This window comes from Microbacterium sp. cf046 (assembly GCF_900114345.1).
Classification (GTDB): Bacteria; Actinomycetota; Actinomycetes; order Actinomycetales; family Microbacteriaceae; genus Microbacterium.
The window spans coordinates 510356-534309 of sequence record NZ_FOZJ01000003.1; the positions used below are offsets into that span (position 1 = coordinate 510356).

The following is a 23954-nucleotide window of genomic DNA, read 5'->3' on the forward strand; positions in this document are numbered from 1 at the left end:
GGAGCGGGCTAGCAGCTCTCCTGCCGTGTGCGCAGCTTCGCGGTGAGGTCCCTCAGCTGCGCGAGTTCGTCATCATCCAGCAGCGACATGCGGTCCGCGATCGAGCGCCCGTGAGTCGATGCCACCTTGCGGAAGGCCGCGGCACCCTCGACGGTTGCGCGCACCAGGGCCCCGCGACCATCGTCGGGGTCGGCGCACTTGGAGATCAGGCCGCGCGAGGCCATCCGGTCGACGAGACGCGAGACGCTGGGCTGACTGATCAGCATGTTCGCAGTCACATCGCGCAGGCGCGCGGTCATGCCCTCGCCGCGGGTCACCGTGAGCAGCACGTCGTATTCCGCCTGGGTGAGCGTGGTCTCGTCGAAGTCGCAGCTGATCTCGTCGAAGACCTCGTGCTGGGCGCGGAACAGGCTCTCCCAGGCATCGATTGCCAGCCGCCGGTCGGTCATAGCGACAACATTAGGCGAATCGGCGCGTGGTGACATCCAGCGCCCAGGTGGGGCGCTGGCCGATTCCGCGGGCCCCTAGGCTGTTCGCCATGGGGGCAAAGCTGCTGCGGGTGTTCGTCGTCGCTCTGGTGGCTCTGGGGCTGCCGGTCGCGCTGCTGTCGGCGTGGTCGAGCGCTGACACCGCAGCGGCCGCGTCGCCGAATCTGAACGACTTCACGTTCGAGAGCATGGACGTGCAGTACACGCTCGGCAGGGCGGATGACGGCACCAGCACGCTCCTGGTCGAGGAGCGGTTCGTGGCACTGTTCCCGGACTACGACCAGAACATGGGCATGCGTCGCAGCATCCCCGATTCGTATCTGGGCGCGCCGCTCAACCCCGAGCTGGTCTCGATCACCGACGGCGACGGCAATCCTCGGGAGTCCGAAACGTTGTCGGAGGACGGCTACTACTACATGACCTCGCGGGCGGGCGACTACGTGCACGGCGCCCAGACCTACGTGTTCACCTACACGCTCGAGAACGTCGCGCGGTACTTCGAAGACACCGGCGTCGACGAGTTCTACTGGGACGTCAACGGCACCGAGTGGCAGCAGGAATTCGGGCGCGTCTCGGTGCGGCTCGTGGTGCCCGCCGACCTGGCCGGCTCGCTGACGGGCAACCAGGCCTGCTATGTCGGTTACCAGGGCGGCGACCAGACGTGCGATCTGGTGCGCGAAGCGGCATCCGACGGCGGCGCGACGTTCGCGGCATCCTCGTCCCCGGTGTACCCGTACCAGACCGTCACGATCGCCGTCGCATTCGAGGAGGGCACGTTCGTCCCGTTCGACTCGTCATACCTCGCGTCGCCGTGGGGGTGGCTGAACGGCGTCGCGGGGCTCGGTCTCCTCGCCGCACTCATCTACGCGATCATCGTGCGGGTCCGACATCTGCGCGATGATCCAGGCAGGCCGACGATCATCGCGGAGTACACGCCGCCGCGCGAGGTCGATGCGCTCGAGAGCGCCGTTCTGCTCGGCAGGACGACGAAGGCGATCCCCGCCGAAGTGCTCGAGCAGGCGGTGGTGGGCAGCATCCGGATCGTGGAGGGCGGCCGCAAGTTCTTCGGCGGCGTGAAGCTCAAGGCGCAGCTGATCGATCCGTCGCGCGCGGACGGCGACGGACGGCTGCTGCTGGCGGGGCTGTTCCCGTTCCTGAACCCCGGCGAGGAGTACGAGTTCGGCAGCACCGACACGCGGTTCTCCTCCGCGGCGCAGAACATCCTCAAGCTCGCGAGCGAGGAGCTCGTCCGGCGGGGGCTGCGTCGCAACGTGCCCACGAGCGCTCGCGCCCTGCCCGTGCTGGCGGCGATCGCTGCGGGCGCGCTCGTGTTCTTCACCGGCATGTTCGCCTTCGCCGCCGACGTCGACGCGGTGATCCCCATCCTGCTGATCGTCGCGTCAGGTCTGGTGCTGTTCATCGTGATCGGGCTGATCTCGCGCAAGCCGCTCACCGCGGCGGGCGCCGAGGTGCGCGACCACCTGAAAGGGCTCCAGGAGTTCATCGAGTGGGCGGAGGCCGACCGCATCCGCATGCTGCAGTCGCCGTCGGGTGCGGAGCGGGTGCGGATCAATCCGAACGACCCGGCGCAGATGCTCAAGCTCTACGAGTACCTGCTCCCGTACGCGGTCGTGTTCGGGCAGGAGAAGCAATGGGCCGAGCAGCTCGCGGTGCTCTACGGTCCGGAGAACTCACCCGGCTGGTACGCGGGATCGCACGGATTCAGCGCCGGCTCGTTCTCGTCGGGGATCAGCACGCTGTCGGCCAGTTCCGCGTCCTCGTCCTCGAGTTCCGGGGGTTCGGGCGGCGGGGGATCGTCGGGCGGCGGTGGCGGTGGGGGCGGTGGTGGCGGGGTCTAGAGACCGCAGGCGGCACAAGTCAGGGCCGGTCGGAGAGGCTCCCGACCGGCCCTTGTCCCTTGCACCAAGAGTGTCCTGCAATCACATGCGGTCGTTGCCACAGCAAAACAACTTCCGTGCTTGAACTCTATAACGACCAGGTAACGGAAGGGAAGAGGTTTCCGTTATCTTTCCGTGATTCTTTTCCGAGGCAGAGGTCTGTCCGCTGCGACGCCTGCATCCGACGCTCTCGACCGGCGTGCGGGAGGGGAGTATCGTCCGCGCCAAAGGGGGTGAGGCGTCATACGCGCTGCGGGCGGCGCATCGGGCTTCGAGCGCTGTATGCCACGCATCTTGACAGCGCGACAGCACGCACCCATGCGCACGAACCACACGACGCGGATGTACTCGGATCATTCGATCCGACGTCCGGTCCGCGGGCTCGCGGCGTCGGTTTCTCTGCTCGTTCTGCTGCTCGCCGGGTGCACGGCGTCGAGCGACGACTCGAGCGACGACACCGCGCCGGCCCCCGATGGAACGACGGCGTCCAACTTCGAGTACGTCGACTGTCCGTCGCCCAACATCGAGGGCGTCGCAGCACTCGAGTTCCCACCGGAGGTGCGGTGCGGCTACCTCACGGTGCCCGAGAACAGGGGCGACCCCGAGGGGAAGCAGATCCGCATCTTCGTGATTCGTTCGCCCGCAACATCGGACGACCCCGAGCCCGACCCGATCGTGATGCTCGCCGGGGGGCCCGGCGGTGCGGGGTCGTTCGAGATCACCGGCAAGATCGCCGCCGGACTCAACGCCGACCGCGAGGTGATCTTCGTCGACCAGCGCGGCACGCACTTCGCCGATCCGCTGCTCAGTTGCCCCGAAGCTGAACAGGCCGACAACGATTCGATCAGCATCCCATTCCTGTCGTCGGAGGCGACCGCAGCCACGGTCGCGGCCAATGAGGCGTGCATCAGGCGCATACGGGACGAAGGCTTCGACCCGGCGGCATACAACACCGCCGAGAACGCCGCTGACTTCGCCGACCTGCGCGTCGCACTGGGCATCGACGAATGGAACGTCTACGGCGTCTCCTACGGATCGCGGCTCGCGCTGTCGTATCTGCGCGACCACCCGGAAGGCATCCGCAGCGTCGTGCTCGATTCGGTGTCGCCCCCGAATGTGAACATCGCCGAAGACTGGTGGTCCGCCCCGGCGAGCTCGTTCCGCGCGATATTCGCGGCCTGCGCCGCTCAGCCTTCGTGTGCTGCGGCCTATCCCGACCTCGAGGCCGACTTCTTCGCGACGGTGAACCGGCTGGTCGCGGCGCCCGAGGTGGTTCAGGCGACGGATGCCGCGGGACAGCCGATCACGGTCAACATCGACGCCTTCCCGTTCCTGTACGCCATCATCATGGCGAGCGAGCGGGGCGATGCGTCGGGCGTGCCCAAGATGATCGACGACATGGCGAAGGGCGATACGGCGTCCACTGTCGAGGCCCTGTTGGCGCTTCAGACACCCGACTTCTTCCTCGGACTGGGTGGCTGGGGTCTCGCGATGACCGTCTTCTGCGGCGAGAGTGCGAACATCACGACCGAAGCGGCATACCGTGCGCGGTCGAAGGAGCTGCTGCCCGAATTCCCCGACGCGGTGTTCGCGGTGCAGCCCAAGCAGGCGCGCCTGTTCCAGCAGTGCCCCGTGTGGGACGTGCCCGATCGGCCGGACCTCAGCGAGCCCGCCGTCAGCGATCTGAACGTCCTGATCATGGAGGGCATGTTCGACGCCGCGACCGCGCCCGTGTGGATCGAAGAGGTGACCCCGCACCTGTCGAACGTGCAGGTGGTGGAGTTCCCCTTCACCGGACACGATGTGCTGGGCAAATCGCAGTGCGCGAAAGACGTCATGTCCGCGTTCCTCGACGATCCGTCGGCTCCCGTCGACGGGTCGTGCGCGGCGGAGACCGAACTGGTCTTCACGACGGGGTGAGGGGGAGGGATCGTCGTTGGTCTGATCCGCGAGCAGGAAGGACAGCACCCCGGCCGCTGAGCAGCGGCCGGGGTGCGTGTCCTTCACGAGGTGATCAGTACCAGCTCGTCGCCTCGGAGTGCGACCACGCGCTGCACGGCGAGCCGTAGACCGAGGCGATGTAGCCGAGGCCCCAGACGATCTGGGTCGTGGCGTTGGACTCCCAGTCCGAGCCGGCGCTGGCCATCTTGCTGCCGGGAAGCGCCTGGGGGATGCCGGTGGCACCGCTGGAGTCGTTGTAGGCCTGGTAGTTCCAGCCGGATTCCTTGTTCCACAGCGACACGAGGCACGAGAACTCGTCCGAGCCCCAGCCGTAGTTCGCCGACGCCAGCTGCGCGGCCGTGGCCTGCGCACCCTCGGGGGTGTTCGTGATCGCCAGGGCGGCGGCGACCGCCGCGGCGTCGGCAGCCGCCTTGGCGGCAGCCTCCTCGGCGGCCTTCTGTGCTTCGGCCGCCGCCTTCGCGGCCGCCTCCTCGGCGGCCTTCTTCGCCTCGGCGGCGTCGAGCCGGTCGCGCAGCACGGCGGAGCGCGCGAGCACCTGCTTCGTCTCGGTCGCGGTGGCGTCCGTGATGTCGGGCAGCATGAGCGCCGGCAGCAGGTCGAGCGCGGAGAGCTGGTCGATCGCGCCCTGCAGGGCGTCGGTGTCGATCGACGTGTCGACGACACCGACATCGAGACCGGATGCGGCGATGTCCGCCTCGACTGTCGATGCGACGCCCAGTGCCGTGTGGGCGGCATCCAACGTCGCCTGCGCCTGCTCGGAGATCGCGAGCAGGGTGTCGGTCGCCGACCCCTTCGCTGCCGAGACGGTCGGCGACACGGGGGACTGGGCCGCGATCGCGGGGGTCACCGCGCCGAGGGCGGTGAGGCCGGCAAGACCGAGGGCGACGCCGAAGGTGGCGGCGCGGTGGGCGAACGGGGTGCGACTTTCGCGCCGGGCGCGGAGCGCACGACGAGTGAGGGGAGCTTCGAGCATGGAGGGGGGAGTCTTCCTGAGGTCTCTGACGCCGACGGGTGCGGCGGTGTGCGCCCTCGGGTCGGACGCAAAACACTGAGTCTGGGCGCTGCGTCTGGACGAACCCCATGTGGTTGCTGGCAGAACCGTGGGAGAGCCCTCGCGGGAAAGCCCTGATCAGGACCACGGCGAAGGACTACCGTGGGGCTAATCGAGAAGGGTCCGCCCATGCAGAAGACCTCGTTGATCGCTCTCGCCCGGCACGAACTCGGCCACGCCAGAGACGCCTCGAACGGCCGCAGCGCCAAGACCGTCGTCGGCGGTCACGAGCGGCAGCTGCGTCAGACCGTCATGGCCCTGCGCGCCGGTGAAGGGCTCGCAGACCATGACAGTCCGGGTGAGGCCACCGTGCAGGTGCTGACCGGTCGCGTCCTGCTCAGGTTCGGCGACGCGTCGTGGAACGGGTCCGTCGGCGACCTGCTCACGATCCCCGACGGCCTGCATTCCCTGGAGGCGGTCGAGGATTCCGTGATCCTGTTCACGGTCGTGAAGCCGCGGTGAGCCTGCACCTCTGAACTCCCTGTGAAGTCGCGCTGACCGACGCGCCGCCCGGGTGGCGGCATCCCTCGGTCGTACGCTGACGGGCATGGCCGTCAGTCAGTCTCGCCGCGCGCGCGCCTCGCGCAAGCGCAAGCGACGGATGGATGCCGCGGAAAACGACCTGACCACTCTCGAATGGGCCGAGATCCGAACCGCCTGGGGCGGGTGCGCGTACTGCGGCGCCGTCGACGTGGCGCTGCAGCGCGACTGCGTGCTGCCGCTCTCGCGCGGCGGACGCTACACGGTGCAGAACATCGTGCCGGCGTGCCGCTCGTGCAACGCGAGCAAGTCCAACGACGAGGTCACGAGCTGGATGCGGCGCAAAAGGCTCGACGAGCGCGCGTTCCTCCTGCGGCATGTCGAGTTCCTCCGGGGTCTCACCGCTGCACCCGACCTCGCCGTGGAGGAGCCCGCGTAGCCTGGCCTGATGGCCACCGACTCCGCCCGCACCGCCCTCGATGTCGCCGATTGGCGGCGGCGCGTCTTCGCGCTGTACGACGCGGTCCGCGCGCAGGAGGACCCGGAGGACGCGCACGAGCTCTGGCGCATCGAACGAGACGATCTGATCGCCCGGCATCCCGCCACCCCGATGCTCGGACCCGAGCGTCTGCTGTTCGAGGGGCTGCCGATCGCGCCGTACGACCCGAACTGGCGGTTCGAGCTGCCGATCCTCCCGGCCGAGCCCGGCGGATTCGAGTTCGCGACCGGCACGGACGGGATCGTGCCGTTCGAGCGGGTCGGGCTGGTCGAGATCCCGGATGCCGGAACCCTCGATGTGTGGAGGCTGACCACATACGGCGGCGGGATCTTCGTCCCGGTGCGCGATGCGCTCGCCGGGCGGCCAGGCGGCACGTATGGCGGCGGGCGCTATCTGATCGACACGATCAAGGGCGCCGACCTCGGATCGGACGCCGGTGCGAAGACGATGGTGTTCGACTTCAACTTCGCCTACAACCCGTCGTGCGCCTACGACCCGGCCTGGGCATGCCCGCTCGCTCAGCCCGGCAATGTGCTCCCGGTCGCTGTTCCCGTGGGTGAGCTGTACGGCTGAGCGCGTCGATTCCGCCGCCGAACCCACACCTCTCTCGCGAACCCACGCGCTCCGCACGACGGGAGCGCATGGGCTGGGTGCGAAGATGTGGGCTCGGCGAAGCGCGTAGGCGAGGGGCGAGGGCCGCGAGCTCAGATCCTGCGGTGGGCGGCGTAGTACTCCAGCAGCGCGCGCGTCGAGGCATCCTGTGCTGCGAGCGCATCCGCATCGCCCTCGATCGCGGGGGCGATCTGCAGGGCGAGCTGCTTGCCGAGCTCCACGCCCCACTGGTCGAAGGAGTTGATGCCCCAGATCGTGCCCTGCGTGAAGGTGATGTGCTCGTAGAGGGCGACGAGCTGGCCGAGCACACGCGGGGTGAGCGCGTCCGCGAAGATCGAGGTCGTCGGCCGGTTGCCGGCGAAGGTCCGCGCGGCCACGAGGGGCCCGGTCGTTCCTTCGGCCTCGACCTCCTCCGCGGTCTTGCCGAACGCGAGCGCCTTCGTCTGCGCCAGGAAGTTCGCCAGGAACAGACCGTGCACGTCGCGCCCGTCGTCCTTCAGGGGATACACCGGGTTGACGAAGCCGATGAAGTCGGCCGGGATCAGCCGCGTGCCCTGATGGATGAGCTGGTAGAACGCGTGCTGGCCGTTCGTGCCGGGCTCGCCCCAGAACACCTCGCCGGTGTCGGTGGTGACCGGCGTGCCGTCCCAGCGCACCGACTTGCCGTTGGACTCCATCGTGAGCTGCTGCAGGTAGGCGGCGAACCGGCTGAGCTGCTGCGCGTACGGCAGCACCGCGTGCGACTGCGCGCCAAGGAAGTTGACGTACCAGACGTTCAGCAGCCCCATCAGGACGGGGACGTTCGCGGCGAGCGGCGTCGTGCGGACGTGCTCGTCGACGTCGTGGAATCCGGCCAGCAGCTCGCGGAAGACCTCGGGACCGAGGGCGATCGCCAGAGACAAACCGATCGCCGAGTCGACTGAGTAGCGACCGCCGACCCAGTCCCAGAATCCGAATGCGTTGGCCGGGTCGATGCCGAACGCGGCGACCTTGTCGAGCGCGGTCGAGACGGCCACGAAGTGGTGGGCGACGGCATCCGTCTTCTGCGCCTCCGATCCGTCGATCGCCCCTGCGGCGCTCAGGCCCGACCACAGCCAATCGCGCGCCAGCCGCGCGTTCGTCAGCGTCTCCAGCGTCGTGAACGTCTTGGACGCCACGATGAACAGCGTCGTCTCGGGATCGAGGTCCGCCGTCTTCTGCGCCAGGTCGGTCGGGTCGATGTTGGAGACGAAGAGGGCGCGGATGCCGGCATCCGCGTACGGCTTGAGGGCTTCGTAGATCATCACCGGGCCGAGGTCGGACCCGCCGATGCCGATGTTCACGACGTGGGTGACCTTCTTGCCGGTCACACCGAGCCAGTCGCCCGAGCGGACGCGCTCGGCGAACGCCGACAGCGCATCGAGCACCTCGTGCACGTCGTGGTCGATGTCCTGCCCGTCGACGACGAGACTCGGCTCGGCATCCGCCGGGCGGCGCAACGCTGTGTGCAGGACCGCGCGGTCCTCCGTGGTGTTCAGATGCTCGCCGGCGAGCATCCGGGCGTACCGATCGGCCACACACGTCTGCTCGGCGAGCGCGACGAGCGAGGCGAGGATCTCGTCGGTCACGAGGTTCTTCGACAGGTCGACATGCAGGTCGGCGAGGGGGAAGCTCAAGCGATCGACGCGCCCCGGATCGCTCGCGAACCACCCGCGAAGATCGGGGGTGAACGAGGCTTTCTGCGAGGCCAGTTCAGCCCAGGCCGCGGTGGTGGTGGGATCGATCGGAGCGCTCATGCGTCCACGCTAGCGTCGGAGCGCGATGGCCGGAGGGTTTCGCATCGGCGCGAGACTCTCGCCTCACCGGCGGGGGTGTGTCAGGCTCGCGGGATGGACTCGCAGAACCCGTACGCCGCCCGCCCCTGGCTGACGGCCTATGCGCCCGGGGTGCCCGACGTCATCGACGAGGTCACCCAGACGCTCTCCGACATGATCGAGGCGAGCATCGCCCGCTACCGGAAGGCCACGGCGCTGGAGTTCTTCGGTGCCACCACGACCTATCGAGACCTCGGCGAGCAGATCGAGCGAGCCGCAGAGGGGCTCCGCCGGCTGGGGGTCGGCCACGGCGACCGGGTGGCGATCGTGCTGCCGAACTGCCCGCAGCACGTCGTCGCGTTCTACGCCGTCCTGCGGCTCGGTGCGATCGTCGTGGAGCACAACCCGCTCTACACCGCCCGCGAACTGCGTCATCAGTTCGAAGACCATCAGGCGCGGTTCGCGATCGTCTGGGACAAGGTCTACGACACGATCGACGGCTTCCCCGCCGACCTGAAAGTCGAGCGCATCGTCAGCGTCGACATCACCGACGCGATGCCCTGGAGCACGCGCATGGCGCTTCGCCTGCCGATTCCGAAGGCGCGGGCGGCGCGCGCACAGCTGACGAGCACGCCGAAGGGCCGCAAGGTGCTCACATGGCGGAAGCTCGTCGACGGCCGGCGACTGAGCAGGCGGCATCCGCGCCCCGTCGTCGACGACACCGCCCTGCTGCAGTACACGAGCGGGACGACCGGGACGCCCAAGGGCGCGATCCTCACGCACCGCAACCTTCGGGCGAACGCGATGCAGGGGCGGGCCTGGGTGCCGGGCCTCAAGGAGGGCGAGGAGACCTTCTACGGCGTGCTGCCGCTGTTCCACGCCTACGGGATGACGCTGTGCCTGACGTTCGCGATGAGCATCGGGGCGAAGCTCGTGCTGTTCCCGAAATACGACGCGGCGCTCGTCGCGGATGCCGCCGCGAAGAGTCCGCCGACCTTCCTGCCCGCGGTGCCTCCGATCTACGACCAGCTCGCGCGCTCGGCCGAGCAGGGCGAGATCGACCTCACGAGCGCGCGGTTCGCGATCTCGGGGGCGATGAGCCTGCCGGTCGACACCGTCACGCGGTGGGAGGCTGCGACCGGCGGGCTGCTGGTCGAGGGGTACGGGATGACCGAGACCTCCCCGGTCGCGCTCGGCAACCCGATCGGCCCGTCCCGGCGACCCGGCACTGTGGGCGTGCCGTTCCCCAGCACCGAGATCCGCGTCGTCGACCCGGCCGACCCGAACGTCGACCGCCCGTTCGGCGAATCCGGCGAGCTGCTGATCCGCGGGCCGCAGGTGTTCCAGGGCTACTGGCGGCGGCCCAGCGAGACCGCCGAGTCGCTGCTGCCAGGCGGATGGGTGCGCACCGGAGACATCGTGGTCGTCTCGCCGGACGGCTTCGTCACCGTGGTCGACCGGATCAAGGAGATCATCATCACCGGCGGTTTCAACGTCGCGCCGACCGAGGTGGAGGAGGCCCTGAGCGGCCACCCGGACGTCGTCGATGCCGCGGTCGTGGCCCTGCCGCGCAAGGGCGGCGAGGAGGTCGTCGCCGCGGTCGTGCTGCGGGAGGGTGTGGAGCTGGATCCCGAAGCGCTGCGGGACTACTGCAAGCAGCACCTCGCGGCATACAAGGTGCCGCGCCGGTTCTTCGCCGTCGACGAGCTGCCCCGCTCGCTGATCGGCAAGGTGCTACGCCGCCAGGTGCGCGAGCAGCTGCTGCGCGACGCCGGCTGAGACCGCCCCGTCGCTGCTGCGCGGCGCGCGAGACCCCTCGACCCGGGCCTGACCCGGCGCTACCCTGATCGCGGGGGAACGGCGCATCGGGGGCCTGATGAGCGTCAGCATCGCATTTCCGAAGTACGACCTGCGCGGTCGGGCGTTCGTGACGTGGCGGCCCGTTCCGGTCGCGCTCACCCTGTCGCCTCCGGTGCCCGGCGGCGCCCCCGTGGCGGTCAGGGTCTCATCCAAGACGCTCGTCGGCGGGGGTCGGCTCGTGTTCGCCACGAAGCTCACGCACGCGGGCACGCCCACACTGGATGTCGACGTTCCCGCGAACGGCAGCGCCGTCACCGTCTGGGTGGGCGGCGCGTTCCCGAATGCCAGCGCACGGTTCGGCGATGTCTCGCTCGAGGTGCGCGATCGTGCGACGTCTGCGCTCCTGGGCACCCACCCGACCATGGTGCGGGTCCGCAAGAACGCCAACCGGCTGACGACCGCCGAGCGGGATCGATTCCTCCGCGCGCTCGCGGCCCTCAACGGCTCCGGCGCCGGGCGCTATCGCGACTTCCGCGACATGCACGTCGCAGGGCCACCCGATCGCGAGGCGCACGGCGGTGCGGGATTCCTCCCGTGGCACCGGATGTATCTGCTCGATCTCGAGCGCGAGCTGCAGGCGATCGACGACGAGGTCGCCCTGCCGTACTGGCGCTTCGACCAATCCGCACCCAACGTGTTCACGCGCTCGTTCATGGGCGTGCCCGGCGCGCAGGATCGCGTGCAGTTCACCGCGACCAATCCGCTCACCGGCTGGGTGGGCGGCCAGCTGCCGGGTGTCGAGCGCGGTCCGGGCGTCGGCCCGCAGACGATCCCCGCCGATGTGCGCTCCGAGCAGCAGACCCTCGCGCTCGGCGGCTCGCCGACCGCCGACTTCGCCCCGTTCGCGGTGATGCAGGGCAACCCGCACGGCCGTGCGCACATGTCGCACCTCAGCGGCGTGATCACGAACCCGGGCACGGCGCCGCGCGATCCGCTCTTCTTCCTGCTGCACTGCAACGTCGACCGCCTGTGGGCGAAGTGGCAATGGGCCTTCCGGCGCCACGACCCGGGCGTCGGCCGGGCATTCGTTCCGGGTTCGACCCTGCCGGGGCACCGGCTCGGGGACCGACTGTGGCCGTGGGGCGGACCGCTGGCGGCGCCGCGCCCCACGACGGCGCCCGGCGGCGGGCTGTCGGCCTCACCGATGACGGATGCCCCCGGGACGAGTCCTCGCATCCGCGACACCATCGACTACCTCGGCACGGTCTCGGCGGCGCATCTGGGCTTCGCCTACGACGACGTCCCCTTCCAGCTGACCGGAGCGAACTGATGAGCGACGACATCGAAGCCCTCCGCAAGGACTATCTCGCCGAGGTGACGCAGGAGCGGCGGGCACAGCCCAAGCTGAGTGCTGCAGCGCGCCGCGCGCTCACGGCAAAGCCCGCCGAGATGACCGAGGCCGAACTCGATCGGATGCTGGTCGAGGTGGCGACGTTCGAGATCGCCGCCCGCCTGCTGCTGGACATCCTCGCCGACGAGGAGGCCCCCGCCGCCCTGCGCCTGACCGCGCTGCAGCGCATCGGCGGTGCCGCGTTCCAGCCCGTGAAGTTCGCGCCGTTCCATGCCGAGTATGTGGAACGCCTGCGGGAACTCGCGGTCAGCGACGACAAGGACCTCCGCGCGACAGCCCTGGACCAGCTGACGCTCATGCACGACGAGGTCGGGCAGCGACTGGTCAAGGAGAGTCTGGAAGGAACCCGCAAGCCGCTCCTTCCCGCGGCATCCGCGGCGCGGATGCTCGCCCGCGACGAGCACGGCGATGCGGCACCTCTCCTTCGCGAGCTCGCCCGCACCGGCGCGCCGCGCGTGCGCGAGCAGGCGCTGCGCGCGCTCGCGGTCGACCCCGAGTCGGTGGAGCTGCTGGCGACGATCTCATCGGATAAGACCGAACGCTCGGCGGTGCGCGAGCTCGCGGCGATGAGTCTGAAGGCCGCCTCGCCGGAGCGCTTCGCCGACGTCGCCCGCGACATGGTGCTGGATGAGAGCGAGGACGACCGGCTGCGCACGACGGCCCTCTCGGCGATCACGTTGACGCCCGAGGCGGTCGACGCGCTGGACGCGGATACCTTCGGCGCGGAGCTGGAGGACGTGAAGACCGCCACGAAGTCCCGTTCGCTCCAGGCCTCGATCGACCGATTCACCGAGTCCCAGGCACCGCCGCCGGAGTGACGGGCATGTCTCGCGATGTCGACGGGCTGATCGCGCAACTGCTCGCGGTGCCGGTGACGGCCGCAGGGCTGCGTCAGGACGCCGCGCATCTGGCCGGACTGTCCACCGTCGATGCGGAGCGGGTTCGCGCGCATCTGCTGGCGTCGTTCGAGGCGACCGGCATCCCGGAGGGCGCCGTGCCGGTCGTGGCCGAGGAGCTGCGCACCGCGGCGAGCCCTGTGGTGCTCGCCGGTGCGGCACGAGCGGTGCGAGGTGTTCAGCCCGGGTCCCCGGAGGACGTCGAATGGGAACCGCTCCTGCGCGATGCGGCGACACGCATCGAGACGACGGATGTCTTCGTGCGCTGGCAGGCGCGCGTCGTCCCTCCTGGATGGATGCGCACCGCGCGCGGCGAGATCCTCGCGTTGCTTGCCGAGCGGGCCGACCGATCGGCGGCGGTCGCGGAGATCTCGCACGAGCCCGGTCCCGAGTTCGCGCTCGATGCCGAGGCCGTGCGCGCCGTGCGCCTCGAGGACCAGGATGCGGCGACTCCGGCGCTCGCAGACGCGCTGGCGCGGCATCCGACGATCGTCGCGTTCTTCTACACGCGGTGCATGAACCCGGCCAAGTGCTCGCTCACCATCACGCGGCTCGCCGCCGTTGCGAGGTATCGTCCGGGGGACTTCGGGATCCTCGCGATCAGCTACGACCCCGACTTCGACACCGCCGACCGCCTGCACCGCTACGGCGCGGAGCGCGGCTTCCCGTTCGGGGAGCACGCTCGGCTGGCGCGCGCGACCGCCGGCTGGCAGGAGACGCGGGCGATGTTCGGCCTCCGCGTGGGCTACGGCCCGGTCACCGTGAACGAGCACGCGCGCGAGCTGTTCCTGGTGGGCGCCGACCCGATCACGGGAGCGCTCGTCGCGCGAGGTCTCGACCCCGACGCGATCGCCGAGCCGCACCTGGTGCCGGTGGCCTCGCTCCGCTGATCCGGCTCAGAGTTCGGGCGTGCGCGGCGGCGACGTGCGTCGAGGTCGGAGCGACTCGAACCCGGCCGCCCAGCGCAGCAGATCCGAGTCCGAATACGCGACGCCCGCGAAGGTGAGCCCGACCGGCATGCCGATGTCGGCCATCGTGCCCATCGGCACGGTGACCGTCGGGATCCCGAGATGACGGATCGCCAGATTGCCGTTGGCCACCCACACGCCGTTTCGCCAGGCGGCGACCGCCGACTCCTCGTTCACGTCCGCGTCTGCCGGTCCCACGTCGGCGACCGCGGGGAACACCACCGCGTCCAGGCCGAGCCGCGACATCCACTCCTCGAGGTCGACGCGCCGGGTCCGCTCGAGCCCCTCCAGCCCAGCGCGGATCAGGTCGGCTCGCCCGCCGCCGAGCGGATCGGTCATGCCGTTCGCCCGTGCACGCGTGACGTACTCGGAGATGTCGAGGTCGAACGAGCCGTAGCGGTCGGGCAGCGCGCCCTCGGGATGCGGGAAGATCTGCGGCCCGTCGACCTCGGCGAGCGACGAGAGCCCCGGCTGCCCGTTCGCCGCCAGGAAGTCGTGCCACGACCACATCGACATGTCCCAGATCTCGACGTCGAAGTAGGCGGCGGGAACGATTCCGCGATCGAAGATCGAGCGGGCGCCGGCACGGTCGGCCTCGTAGTTGCTCACCACGGGGAAGTCGACGACCACGACCTCTGCGCCGGCAGCCTCGAGATCGGCCCGCGCCTGCGCCCACAGGTCCAGCACGGACGGCCGAGGCTCGATGCGCTGACCGGTCGACGCGCCGATGCCCGGCCCGGTTCCGGCATCCGGATCCTCGCCGAGATACATCGCCGGGATGCCGAACCGCTTCCCGGACAGGGATGCGGCGGCATCCGCGGCGAGCGCCGGATACGACTCCGGACGCACCTCGGAAGCGCGGGGTATGGCGACCCAGGGCTGGGTGCGCCAGAAGTCGCCGCGGCTGACGGTGTCGTCGGCGACCATGAGATCGAGCACCTCGAGCAGATCCGCCATCGATCGCGTGTGCGGCACCACGACATCCATCGTGGGCACGAGCGGCCAGTTGCCGCGGACCGAGATGACGCCGCGCGAGGGCGTGTACGCGCACAGTGCGTTGTTCGATGCCGGGGCGCGCCCCGACGACCAGGTCTCCTCGCCCAGTCCGAACGCTCCGAAGCTCGCCGCGGTGGCGGTGCCCGAGCCGTTGGAGGATCCCGAGCCGAACGCGGACGTGAGGTAGTCCGCGTTGTAAGGACTCTCGGCGCGGCCGTAGAGCCCGCGCTGCATCCCGCCGTTCGCCATCGGCGGCATGTTCGTCAGGCCGATCAGGACGCACCCCGCATCGCGGAGCCGCTCGATCGAGAACGCGTCGCGGCGCGCGACGAGATCCGCGAACGCCGGGGAGCCCGAGGCGACTGTCAGCCCTCGCACCATGTAGCTGTCCTTGGCGGTGTACGGGATCCCGTCGAGCGGGCTGAGGGTCGTGCCCTCCGAGCGGCGCCGGTCGGATGCCTCGGCATCGGCGAGCGCCTCGGGATTCAGTTCGACGAGTGCGTTGAGCCGTATGCCGCCCTGGTCATACGCCTCGATCCGGGCGAGGTACGCGCGCACGAGCTCTACGCTCGTGGTCGCGCCGGACTCCAGTGCCGCGCGCAGATCACCGAGCGAGGCCTCGACGACCGGGTACGGCGTGCTCATCGTGCGCTCGAGGCCGGCTGCTGCTGGGTGATGCAGTGGATGCCGCCACCCCGCTCCAGGATCGGACGGGCGTCGATCGTCACGACCTCGCGTCCGTACGCGTCGCCGAGGATGCCGGCGGCGCGGGCGTCGGCTTCGGGCTCGCCGTAGCCGCACGCGATCACGCCGCCGTTGACGACCAGGTGGTTCGCGTAGTTCCAGTCGACGAAGCCGTCCTCGTCGCGCAGCGTGTCGGGAGCGGGCAGCTCGATGATCTCGAGGCTTCGGCCGGCGGCATCCGTCGCCTGTTCGAGCACGGCGCGAATCTGGCGCACGACCGCGTAGTCGGGGTGCGACGGGTCGTCCTGCCAGTGCAGCAGCACCCGACCCGGTTCGGCGAAGGTGGCCACCATGTCGACATGGCCGCGTGTTCCCGAGGACTCGTAGTCGCGGGTGAGGCCGCGGGGGAGCCAGATGAAGCTCGTGGCGCCGATCGTGCGCTGCAGCTCCCACTCGACGCGGCGCTTGTCGGTGTACGGGTTGCGGCGCGGGTCGAGCTGGACCGTCTCGGTCAGCAGGACGGTGCCCTCGCCGTCGACGTGGATGCCGCCGCCCTCGTTCACGAGCGTGGATGGCAGGTGGGTCGCGCCGGCGAGCCCCACGACGGTGCTCGCGATGCGGTCATCGCGCTCCCACGTCGCCCAGGCGTTCGCGCCCCAGCCGTTGAAGGTCCAGTCCACACCGCCGAGCGCGCCGGTCTCATCGAGCACGAACGTCGGTCCGATGTCGCGCATCCAGTAGTCATCCAGCGGCGCCTCGACGATCTCGATCTCGGACGACAGGCGCCTGGTCGCCTCCGCGACGGCCGACGGGTCCACGACCATCGTCACCGGCTCGAATCCGGCCGCGGCGTTCGCGACGGCGGCCCAGGTGTCACGGGCCAGGTCGGCTGACGCCACGTCGTCTCCGAGTGTGTTGCCCACGCGGGGGAACGCCATCCACACGCGCTCCTGCGGCGCGAATTCAGCGGGCATGTTCCAGGTCATCGTCCACTCCTCATGGCTTCGCCGAACGCGGCGATGCTCTCATCCTGGTGCGTGCGGTGCACGGGCGCACCTGTGTCCTGCGCAGTGGTCCAGTCCAGCGACGGTCGGGCCGCCGGATCGCGATAGGGCCTGGTGGTCCGCCACAGCAGCGCGTAGAGGCCGGCGGCCAGCGCCGGTCCGACCAGCGAGGACAGATCCGCGCCGCCGAGGGCCGCGGAGATCGGCCCGGTGTACAGGGTCGTGTTGACCATGAGCACGGCGACCGTCGTCGCGACGACCATCGCGACGGTGCCGGGCAGGAACCACCCGCCGGTGTACCAGAACGGGCTGCGCCGGCTCGTGTCGTTCAGCGTCAGACCGTCGTAGCGGCCACGACGCAGCACGATGTCGATCGCGTAGATCGCGACGAGCGGGCCCATCACGGCGACGGCGATCTCGATCGCGTAGCTGAGCGTGTCGAGGAACCGCGGCGCGCCGTACAGCAGGTAGGCGGCGAGCACCGCGGCGACGACGCCGACGATCATGACCGAGACCGCACGGCGGACGCGCGGGATGAACGCCTGCGCGTACAGACCGGTCGAGTACGAGCACAGCACGTTGTTGGCGAGCGTGCCGACGATGATCGCGAGCAGGAAGACCGGGTACAGCCACGACGGCAGGATCTCGGCGATCGCGGTCTGCGGGTCGGTCATGTCGATCGACGTCCCGGCGATCACGCCGAGACCGGCGATCAGCACCGACGGCACGAAACCGCCCAGGGCCGTGAACAGGATGATGCTCCGCTTGGACGTGCGCGTCGGCAGGTAGCGCGAGTAGTCGGCGCTTGTGCCCCACGACAGCGGCCCGGATGCGACCACGGTCAGACCGAGCAGCAGCAGCGCGATGTTCTCTCCGGCGGGCAGGGCGGCCGGCGAGTACGACCAGTCGGCGGCCGCGAGCACGAACACGCCGACGGCCGCGAAGCACGCGCCCACCGCGATTGACAGGTAGGTCGAGAGCTTCTCGATCGTCGCGTGACCGAAGACGCTCACCAGCAGGCTCAGCGCCGAGACCGCCACCAGCAGAAGGATGCTGAAGCCGTCGGGCAGCGTGATCCCGACGCTCGCCAGCAGCGCCTCGCTCGCCAGCGTCGTGAACGCGACGTTCAGGACGATGTAGAAGAGCCCGATCAGCACGCCGAGGCCGGAGCCGAACAGCGCATTGCCGCGCACGCCGAACATCGCGCGCATGATCATGACGCTCGGCGTGCCGGAGGCCGGTCCGCTGATCGCGATCCAGCCGATCACGAACCACCAGAGGTTGCCGAGCACGCAGATCACGAGCGACTCCCACAGCCCGAGCCCGAGGAGGATGAGGATGCCACCGAAGACGAAGTTGAGGTACAGCACGTTGGCGGCGGCCCAGATGCCGAACAGGGCGCTGGGCCGGCCGTGCCGCTCTCCCGACGGGATGTAGTCGATGCCGCGCGTCTCGATGTGACCGGCGACGTCGCCGGGCTGTGATGACTCTGCGGCGTGTTGTGCGGTGATGGTCATGTCATCCGCTTCCGTTTCACCTAGTATTGATCAAGCGATCAATAGACGTGAAGATACCTACAACGGCGGTGACATGTCAAGCATTTCGACGAAGGTCCGCACCCGGAAGTCTCCGGCCGAGCGCTCGGCGGAGATCCTCGAGGCGGCCACGGACCTCGCACGTGAGCAGGGACTGAGCGCGCTGACACTGCGCGCCGTCGCGGAGCGGGCGGGGGTCGCATCCGGCCTCATCGCGCACTATCACCCGTCGATGGACGACCTCGTCGCGCGGGTCTACAGCGACCTCGTCGCGGCCGAGATCGGTGAGGTCGATGCCCTCATGGCCGCGCACGAGGACGCCGGGGTGCGCATGGCCGCGCTCATCGAGACGCTGCTGGACGGCACGCGGGAGGACCTGACCGTGGTGTGGGTGGAGGCGTGGGCGCTCGGGCGCCGCAACGCCGCGCTCGCCGTGGCGGTGCGCGAGCAGATGGACGCATGGCACCGAATGGTCGCGGCGGCGATCGAGGACGGATGCGAGTCGGGTGCATTCACGACGTCGAGCCCGTCGGATGCCGCGTGGCAGCTGCTCGGGATGATCGACGGACTGAACGCCCAGTCGCTCGCCCGGGGCATCGAGGGCGAGGGCTACTCCGTCAAGATGGCGCGCGCAGCCGAGATCCTGCTCGGCGCGCCGGCCGGTTCGATCGACGCCCGCTGAGCCTCAGCGCGTGAGCGAGTAGAAGCGGAAGAACGCGAAGTCCTCGATCGGGAGGATCTCGAGGTCGGCGAAGCCCGCCTCGCGCGCGTAGCCGCGGAGCGTCTCAGGGCGCATCACGGTGCCGGTGCCGACGCTCGGCCGGTGCGAGAGGCTGTCGGGCAGGCACACGAACAGGCTGTACGCGTACATGATCCGCTCGAGGTCATCGCCGGGGGCGGTGAAGGTCTCGGCGACCGCCTCGTCCATCACGATCACCGGTCCGTCGTCGCGGACCGCGAGTCGCATCGCCGCGAGCACCTCGACGGGCCGGGGCATGTCGTGGATGCACTCGAATGCGAATGCGGCGTCGAAGCGGCCGAAGTTCGACAGGCCGTCTCCGTCGGCATTGTGGAAGCGGACGCGATCGGAGACCCCCGCGTCCTGCGCGTTCGCCCGCGCGAGTTCGATCGACGGGTCATCGATGTCGAAGCCGTCCACCCTCAGCTCGGGGTACGCCTGCGCGAGGGCGATCGAGGACCACCCCGCCCCGGTGCCGATGTCGGCGATCCGCGCACCAGGTCGCGTGAGCACCGACTGGATGTCGTCCACCTCCGCGAACGCCTTCGGCAGCTCGCGGAACCACGGCCGGTTCAGATCCGCCTGGCCTTCTCGCGCATCGGCGCCGAAGTCGGCCCAGCTCACGCCACCGCCCGTGCGATATGCGTCCAGCAGGTCGGGCAGCGCCGGACCGACCGCCCCGAACATGCGGGCGACGGGGGCGAGATAGTTCAGGCTCGCATCGTCGGTCAGAACCTCGGCGGCGCCGGCCGGCAGCCGGAATCGACGACCATCGTCATCCCCGCCGGGCTCCACCTGCAGCACCCCGGTGACGGCCTGCTGCTCGAGCCACTCGCGCGCGTACCGCCGGTCTGTGCCGGTGCGCTCGGCGAGCTCGTCCGCGGTGGTCGGGCCGTGCGCGGCCAGGCTCCGGTACCAGCCGAGCCGATCGCCCAGATGCGCCGCGAGGATGTCGGCGAAGCCGAGCGCAGAGGCCAGCATCCGTTCTGCGAACTCCTCAGCGGTGGGGTCGTCTGCGGACATGATTCTCCTTTCCGGGCCGCTCAGCGGATGAGCTGCTCCCATCCGTCGCCGTCTGCGTGCTCGAAGATCAGGTTCGTCTCGGTGTGCGCCACAGCGGGGTGCCCGGTGAGGTGGGCGAGGACGAACTCTCGCAGCTCGGCGGCATCGCGGGCGATCACGTGGAGGAGGAAGTCATCGGCGCCGGCCATGTGGAACAGGCTGATGACACCTGGCAGGCTCGGCGCGGCGCGACGGAACGCCTCGATCTCCTCGCGGGCGTGCTTGACGAGGCGGATCGCGATGAGCGCCTGCACCGTCGCCCCGAGCGCGATCGGGTTCAGATCGACACGGTACCGGCGGATCACGCCGCTGGTCTGCAGTCGTCGCAGCCGGAGGGAGACCGTCGACTCCGCGATGCCGAGCGTCGAGGCGAGCGAGGCCCCCGACGCGCGGGCGTTCGCGGTCAGGGCCCGCAGCAGCGCACGGTCGGTTCGATCTAGCTTAAGGACCTGCACGAGAGGGCTCCTTCGCCGCGCTGAGAATGAAGCATCTGCGGCCAATCGTACCGGTGTGATCGCATCCTTCAAGGTCGATTGCCGACAGGCGAAGTTTCTGCTGTTCTCGAGGTATGGACAAGAGGCACCACCGGTTCGAGACACGCGCTGTGCACGCGGGCATGTCGGGTCTGCGCGAGAGCGGGGCGCACGTCCCGCCGATCGACTTCTCGACCACGTATCCGCTGCCGGATGTGGACAACGGGGGTCAGGCCTACGAGGAGCTCGCGACCGGACATGACCTCGGCCCGGGGCGCAGCGCCGTGTATCAGCGACTCTGGCAGCCGGGGGTCGCACGGTTCGAGGACGCGCTCGCCGATCTCGAGGCCACCGAGGGTGCCGTGGCGTTCGCGAGCGGGATGGCCGCGCTCGCCGCGTGCCTCATCGCGACGGCGACCGCGGGCAAGCCGCACGTCGTGGCCGTCCGTCCGCTCTACGGCGGCACGGACCATGTCCTGGAGAAGGGACTGCTCGGCACGACCGTCACCTGGGCGGCAGCCGACGAGATCGCCGCCGCGATCCGCCCCGACACCGGACTCGTCGTCGTCGAGACCCCGGCCAATCCCACGCTCGAGCTGCTGGACCTCGCCGAGGTGGTCGCCGCGGCGGGTGATGTTCCCGTGCTGGTCGACAACACGTTCGCCACCCCGGTGCTGCAGCAGCCTGCCCGTCATGGTGCGACGCTCGTCCTGCACAGCGCGACGAAGTACCTCGGGGGCCACGGAGACGTGATGGGCGGCGTGGTGGCGACGACTCAGGAGTGGGTCCAGCGACTTCGCCAGGTGCGCGCGCTCACGGGTGGTCTCCTGCATCCGATGGCGGCCTACCTGCTGCACCGCGGACTGCGGACCCTGCCGCTCCGCGTGCGTGCTCAGCAGCAGACCGCACAGGTGCTCGCCGAGCGGATCAGCGCCCACCACGCGGTCGCGCGGGTGTTCTACCCGGGGCTTCCGGGTCAGGATCCGAAGGGTCTCCTGGGCACGCAGCTCGACGGCCCCGGTTCGATCATCGCCGTGGAGCTGGCCGGAGGGTACGACGCGGCCGCGCGGTTCACCGAGTCGTGCGAGCTGATCGAGCACGCGGTCTCACTCGGCGGCATCGACTCCCTGGTGCAGCATCCGGCCTCGCTCACGCATCGGCCGGTATCCGGCCCCGCCAAGCCGGGCGCCGGCATCGTGCGCCTCTCGATCGGCCTCGAGCACGTCGACGACCTGACCGACGACATCCTCGTGGCGCTCGCCGCCGCAGACGCGCTCACGTCCGTGGATGCCGCGGCCATGCCGACCGACGCCGCCCACGCTGCCCGGTTCGCCGACGCGCGGTGAGCCTGCCGACCTCGCGGTGAAGATCCGCGAGGTCGGGGTTAGCGTGGAGCGCATGGCATCGACACCCTTCACCTCCCTCGACGACTACATCGGCCTCCCGCGCGTGGAAGCGCTCGCGCTCTCGCCCGACGGCACTCGCGCCGTCCTCACCGTCGCGACGCTGAAGAAGGACGCCACCGCGTACGAGCGGTCGCTCTGGTCGGTGCCGACCGACGGGTCGGGGTCGCCGACGCGCCTGACCCGGTCGGCCAAGGGCGAGTCGAGCGCGGCGTTCACCTCGAGCGGTGACGTCCTCTTCGTCTCGGCCAGGCCCGACGCCGAGGCCGACGACGACCAGGACGCCGGCCAGCTGTGGCTCCTCCCGGCCGCCGGAGGCGAGGCGCGACCGATCACCCGCCTGGCCGGCGGCGTCGCGGCGATCGCAGCAGTGGCCGAGGCATCGGATCGTGTGGTGCTGAGCGCCGAGCTGCTTCCCGCCGCTGAGAGCCTCGAGGCGGAGGCGAAGCTGCGCGCGCTGCGCAAGAAGAAGAAGGTCGCGGCGATCCTCCACGAGAGCTATCCGGTGCGGTTCTGGGACCACGACCTGGGACCGGCCGAGCCGCACCTGCTCGGTCTGGACCTGTCCGGGCTCGTCGACACGATCGCGGCGGTCACGGCCGAATCGGACGACCGCGCGCCGGACGAAGCCGTCGAGGAGGGCGGGGATGCCGGGACCCCGTACCCCGCCACGCTGCCGCGCCCGGCAGACCTGACTCCGCATCCGGGCCGCAGCGCCGACATCGCCGGCGCCGCGCTGACGCCCGACGGCCGCACGCTGGTCGCGTCGCTCCGCGTCGCCGAGACACGTGACGGGAGGTTCGTGCTCGTCGCGATCGACACCACGACCGGGGAGCGCACCACGCTGTTCGACGAGCCCGAGGTCGATTTCGAGTCGCCGACGATCAGCCACGACGGCACGCGGCTCGCGTTCCTCCGCGTCGAGCGGAGCTCGCCGACCGGTCCGACCGATCTCGAGCTGTGGGTCGCCGGCATCGACGGTGCGGACCCGCAGCGGATCGGCGGGGGATGGGACCGCTGGGCGTCGAGCTTCGTCTTCGACGCCGGCGACGTGGCGCTGATCGCGACCGCCGATTCCGACGGACGAGGCCCGGTCTACCGCATCCCGCTCGACGGCTCGACACCAGAGCAGCTGACGGCAGACGACTACACGTACACGCACGTCGCGGTGGATCGCGCGTCGGGTGATCTCGTCGCCCTCCGCTCGAACTGGGTCTCACCGTCCCACCCCGTGCGGATCTCGCGCGACGGCGGCGTCACTGCGCTGGTCACCCCGGCAGCGATCCCGCAAGCCCCGGGCACGATCACCGAGGTGGAGACGACGGCCGAGGACGGTGCCCGGGTGCGCGGCTGGCTGCTGCTCCCGGACGGGGCATCGGATGCGGCGCCCGCTCCGCTGCTGCTGTGGATCCACGGCGGACCGCTCAACAGCTGGAACGCGTGGAGCTGGCGCTGGGCGCCGCTGCTGGCCGTCGCGCGCGGCTACGCGGTGCTGCTGCCCGACCCGGCCCTGTCGACGGGATACGGCCTGGAGTTCATCGCCCGCGGCTGGAACAGCTGGGGCGGCAAGCCGTACACCGACCTCATGGCCATCACCGACGCCGTGATCGCGCGCGACGACATCGACGAGACCCGCACCGCGGCGATGGGCGGATCGTTCGGCGGGTACATGGCCAACTGGGTGGCCGGGCACACCGACCGCTTCCGGGCGATCGTGACCCATGCGAGCCTGTGGGCGCTCGACCAGTTCAGCGGCACGACCGACAGCTCGGACTACTGGCAGCGAATCTTCACACCGGAGGCGATGATCGAGCACTCGCCGCACCGCTTCGTGCAGGACATCCGCACTCCGCTGCTGGTGATCCACGGCGACCGCGACTACCGCGTGCCGATCGGCGAGAGCCTGCGGCTGTGGTCCGAGCTCGCCGAGCACCATGCCGAGCCGGACGGCTCGACCATGCACCGGTTCCTGTTCTACCCCGATGAGAACCACTGGGTCCTCAAGCCCCAGCACGCGGTCGTCTGGTACCAGACGGTGTTCGCGTTCCTGGACCAGCACGTCCACGGGTCCGACTGGAAGCGCCCGGAGCTGCTCGGCTGACCCTCGCGGTCTTTCCGCGAGACTGCATCCGGGCGACCAGATGCCGGGCATCACCCTCCGTTTCGGCGTTCGGATGCGGTCTCGCGGCGGGGATGTGCG

The 23954-nt window shown here is 70.0% G+C and carries 20 protein-coding genes; 12 read left to right on the top strand and 8 right to left on the bottom strand.

Going from position 1 to position 23954, the window contains the following annotated elements:
- Nucleotides 1-8: 8 nt before the first annotated feature.
- Nucleotides 9-449: a MarR family winged helix-turn-helix transcriptional regulator gene (locus tag BM349_RS14825; protein WP_091707758.1), complete on the bottom strand. Its 441-nt coding sequence runs from the start codon at nucleotides 447-449 to the stop codon at nucleotides 9-11.
- An 89-nt stretch (nucleotides 450-538) separates the two neighbouring features.
- On the opposite strand from BM349_RS14825, the gene BM349_RS14830 reads away from it, so the two are divergent.
- On the top strand, nucleotides 539-2347 hold the full coding sequence (locus tag BM349_RS14830; RefSeq protein WP_091707761.1) for a DUF2207 domain-containing protein: 1809 nt from the start codon (nucleotides 539-541) through the stop codon (nucleotides 2345-2347).
- A gap of 357 nt (nucleotides 2348-2704) precedes the next feature.
- Nucleotides 2705-4306 (top strand): alpha/beta fold hydrolase, encoded by a 1602-nt coding sequence (locus BM349_RS14835; RefSeq protein ID WP_175525322.1) that lies wholly within the window; start codon nucleotides 2705-2707, stop codon nucleotides 4304-4306.
- A 94-nt stretch (nucleotides 4307-4400) separates the two neighbouring features.
- On the opposite strand, the gene BM349_RS14840 is transcribed toward BM349_RS14835, so the two are convergent.
- Nucleotides 4401-5321: an aggregation-promoting factor C-terminal-like domain-containing protein gene (locus BM349_RS14840; protein ID WP_091707765.1), complete on the bottom strand. Its 921-nt coding sequence runs from the start codon at nucleotides 5319-5321 to the stop codon at nucleotides 4401-4403.
- Nucleotides 5322-5528: 207 nt separating this feature from the next.
- On the opposite strand from BM349_RS14840, the gene BM349_RS14845 reads away from it, so the two are divergent.
- The 3 genes from BM349_RS14845 (at nucleotide 5529) to BM349_RS14855 (ending at nucleotide 6951) form a co-directional block, all read left to right on the top strand.
- Nucleotides 5529-5861 (top strand): cupin domain-containing protein, encoded by a 333-nt coding sequence (locus tag BM349_RS14845; RefSeq protein WP_091707767.1) that lies wholly within the window; start codon nucleotides 5529-5531, stop codon nucleotides 5859-5861.
- An 85-nt stretch (nucleotides 5862-5946) separates the two neighbouring features.
- Nucleotides 5947-6318: an HNH endonuclease gene (locus tag BM349_RS14850; RefSeq protein ID WP_091707770.1), complete on the top strand. Its 372-nt coding sequence runs from the start codon at nucleotides 5947-5949 to the stop codon at nucleotides 6316-6318.
- A 9-nt stretch (nucleotides 6319-6327) separates the two neighbouring features.
- Nucleotides 6328-6951 (top strand): DUF1684 domain-containing protein, encoded by a 624-nt coding sequence (locus tag BM349_RS14855; RefSeq protein ID WP_091707773.1) that lies wholly within the window; start codon nucleotides 6328-6330, stop codon nucleotides 6949-6951.
- A 131-nt stretch (nucleotides 6952-7082) separates the two neighbouring features.
- Here BM349_RS14855 and pgi read toward each other — a convergent pair whose 3' ends face one another.
- Nucleotides 7083-8765 carry a glucose-6-phosphate isomerase gene (gene pgi, locus BM349_RS14860; protein WP_091707775.1) on the bottom strand — a complete coding sequence of 561 codons (1683 nt, stop codon included), beginning with the start codon at nucleotides 8763-8765 and terminating at the stop codon, nucleotides 7083-7085.
- 93 nt (nucleotides 8766-8858) lie between these two features.
- On the opposite strand from pgi, the gene BM349_RS14865 reads away from it, so the two are divergent.
- The 4 genes from BM349_RS14865 to BM349_RS14880 all read left to right on the top strand — a co-directional run bounded on the left by BM349_RS14865 (nucleotide 8859) and on the right by BM349_RS14880 (nucleotide 13780).
- A complete protein-coding gene (locus BM349_RS14865; protein WP_091707779.1) occupies nucleotides 8859-10562 on the top strand; it encodes a long-chain-fatty-acid--CoA ligase in 1704 nt (567 codons plus the stop codon).
- 97 nt (nucleotides 10563-10659) lie between these two features.
- On the top strand, nucleotides 10660-11913 hold the full coding sequence (locus tag BM349_RS14870) for a tyrosinase family protein (RefSeq protein WP_091707782.1): 1254 nt from the start codon (nucleotides 10660-10662) through the stop codon (nucleotides 11911-11913).
- Entirely contained in the window at nucleotides 11913-12812 is a 900-nt protein-coding gene (locus BM349_RS14875) for a hypothetical protein (RefSeq protein ID WP_091707783.1), read from the top strand. The genes BM349_RS14870 and BM349_RS14875 overlap by 1 nt, the downstream gene beginning before the upstream one ends.
- Before the next feature lie 5 nt (nucleotides 12813-12817).
- Entirely contained in the window at nucleotides 12818-13780 is a 963-nt protein-coding gene (locus tag BM349_RS14880; protein WP_139230942.1) for an SCO family protein, read from the top strand.
- A 6-nt stretch (nucleotides 13781-13786) separates the two neighbouring features.
- On the opposite strand, the gene BM349_RS14885 is transcribed toward BM349_RS14880, so the two are convergent.
- From BM349_RS14885 to BM349_RS14895, 3 genes are read right to left on the bottom strand one after another with little or no spacing between them, the layout of a single operon-like run.
- Nucleotides 13787-15499 carry an amidase gene (locus BM349_RS14885; RefSeq protein ID WP_091707789.1) on the bottom strand — a complete coding sequence of 571 codons (1713 nt, stop codon included), beginning with the start codon at nucleotides 15497-15499 and terminating at the stop codon, nucleotides 13787-13789.
- Nucleotides 15496-16524, bottom strand: a complete 1029-nt coding sequence (locus BM349_RS14890; RefSeq protein WP_091707791.1) for an agmatine deiminase family protein — start codon at nucleotides 16522-16524, stop codon at nucleotides 15496-15498. Before BM349_RS14890 ends, BM349_RS14885 begins: the two co-directional genes overlap by 4 nt.
- Nucleotides 16521-18059, bottom strand: coding sequence for a purine-cytosine permease family protein (locus tag BM349_RS14895; protein WP_091707793.1), 1539 nt, complete (start codon nucleotides 18057-18059; stop codon nucleotides 16521-16523). The genes BM349_RS14890 and BM349_RS14895 overlap by 4 nt, the downstream gene beginning before the upstream one ends.
- A 73-nt stretch (nucleotides 18060-18132) precedes the next feature.
- On the opposite strand from BM349_RS14895, the gene BM349_RS14900 reads away from it, so the two are divergent.
- On the top strand, nucleotides 18133-18759 hold the full coding sequence (locus BM349_RS14900) for a TetR/AcrR family transcriptional regulator (protein ID WP_091707795.1): 627 nt from the start codon (nucleotides 18133-18135) through the stop codon (nucleotides 18757-18759).
- Nucleotides 18760-18762: 3 nt separating this feature from the next.
- On the opposite strand, the gene BM349_RS14905 is transcribed toward BM349_RS14900, so the two are convergent.
- Nucleotides 18763-19839, bottom strand: coding sequence for a methyltransferase domain-containing protein (locus BM349_RS14905; RefSeq protein ID WP_091707797.1), 1077 nt, complete (start codon nucleotides 19837-19839; stop codon nucleotides 18763-18765).
- Nucleotides 19840-19859: 20 nt separating this feature from the next.
- Nucleotides 19860-20333 (bottom strand): Lrp/AsnC family transcriptional regulator, encoded by a 474-nt coding sequence (locus BM349_RS14910; protein WP_091707799.1) that lies wholly within the window; start codon nucleotides 20331-20333, stop codon nucleotides 19860-19862.
- A gap of 113 nt (nucleotides 20334-20446) precedes the next feature.
- Here BM349_RS14910 and BM349_RS14915 point away from each other — a divergent pair, with 113 nt between their 5' ends.
- Both BM349_RS14915 and BM349_RS14920 read left to right on the top strand, forming a co-directional pair.
- Nucleotides 20447-21697: a trans-sulfuration enzyme family protein gene (locus BM349_RS14915; RefSeq protein ID WP_091707802.1), complete on the top strand. Its 1251-nt coding sequence runs from the start codon at nucleotides 20447-20449 to the stop codon at nucleotides 21695-21697.
- A 52-nt stretch (nucleotides 21698-21749) separates the two neighbouring features.
- Complete coding sequence (locus BM349_RS14920) at nucleotides 21750-23855, top strand: S9 family peptidase (protein ID WP_091709384.1); 2106 nt, start codon at nucleotides 21750-21752, stop codon at nucleotides 23853-23855.
- Nucleotides 23856-23954 lie beyond the last annotated feature (99 nt).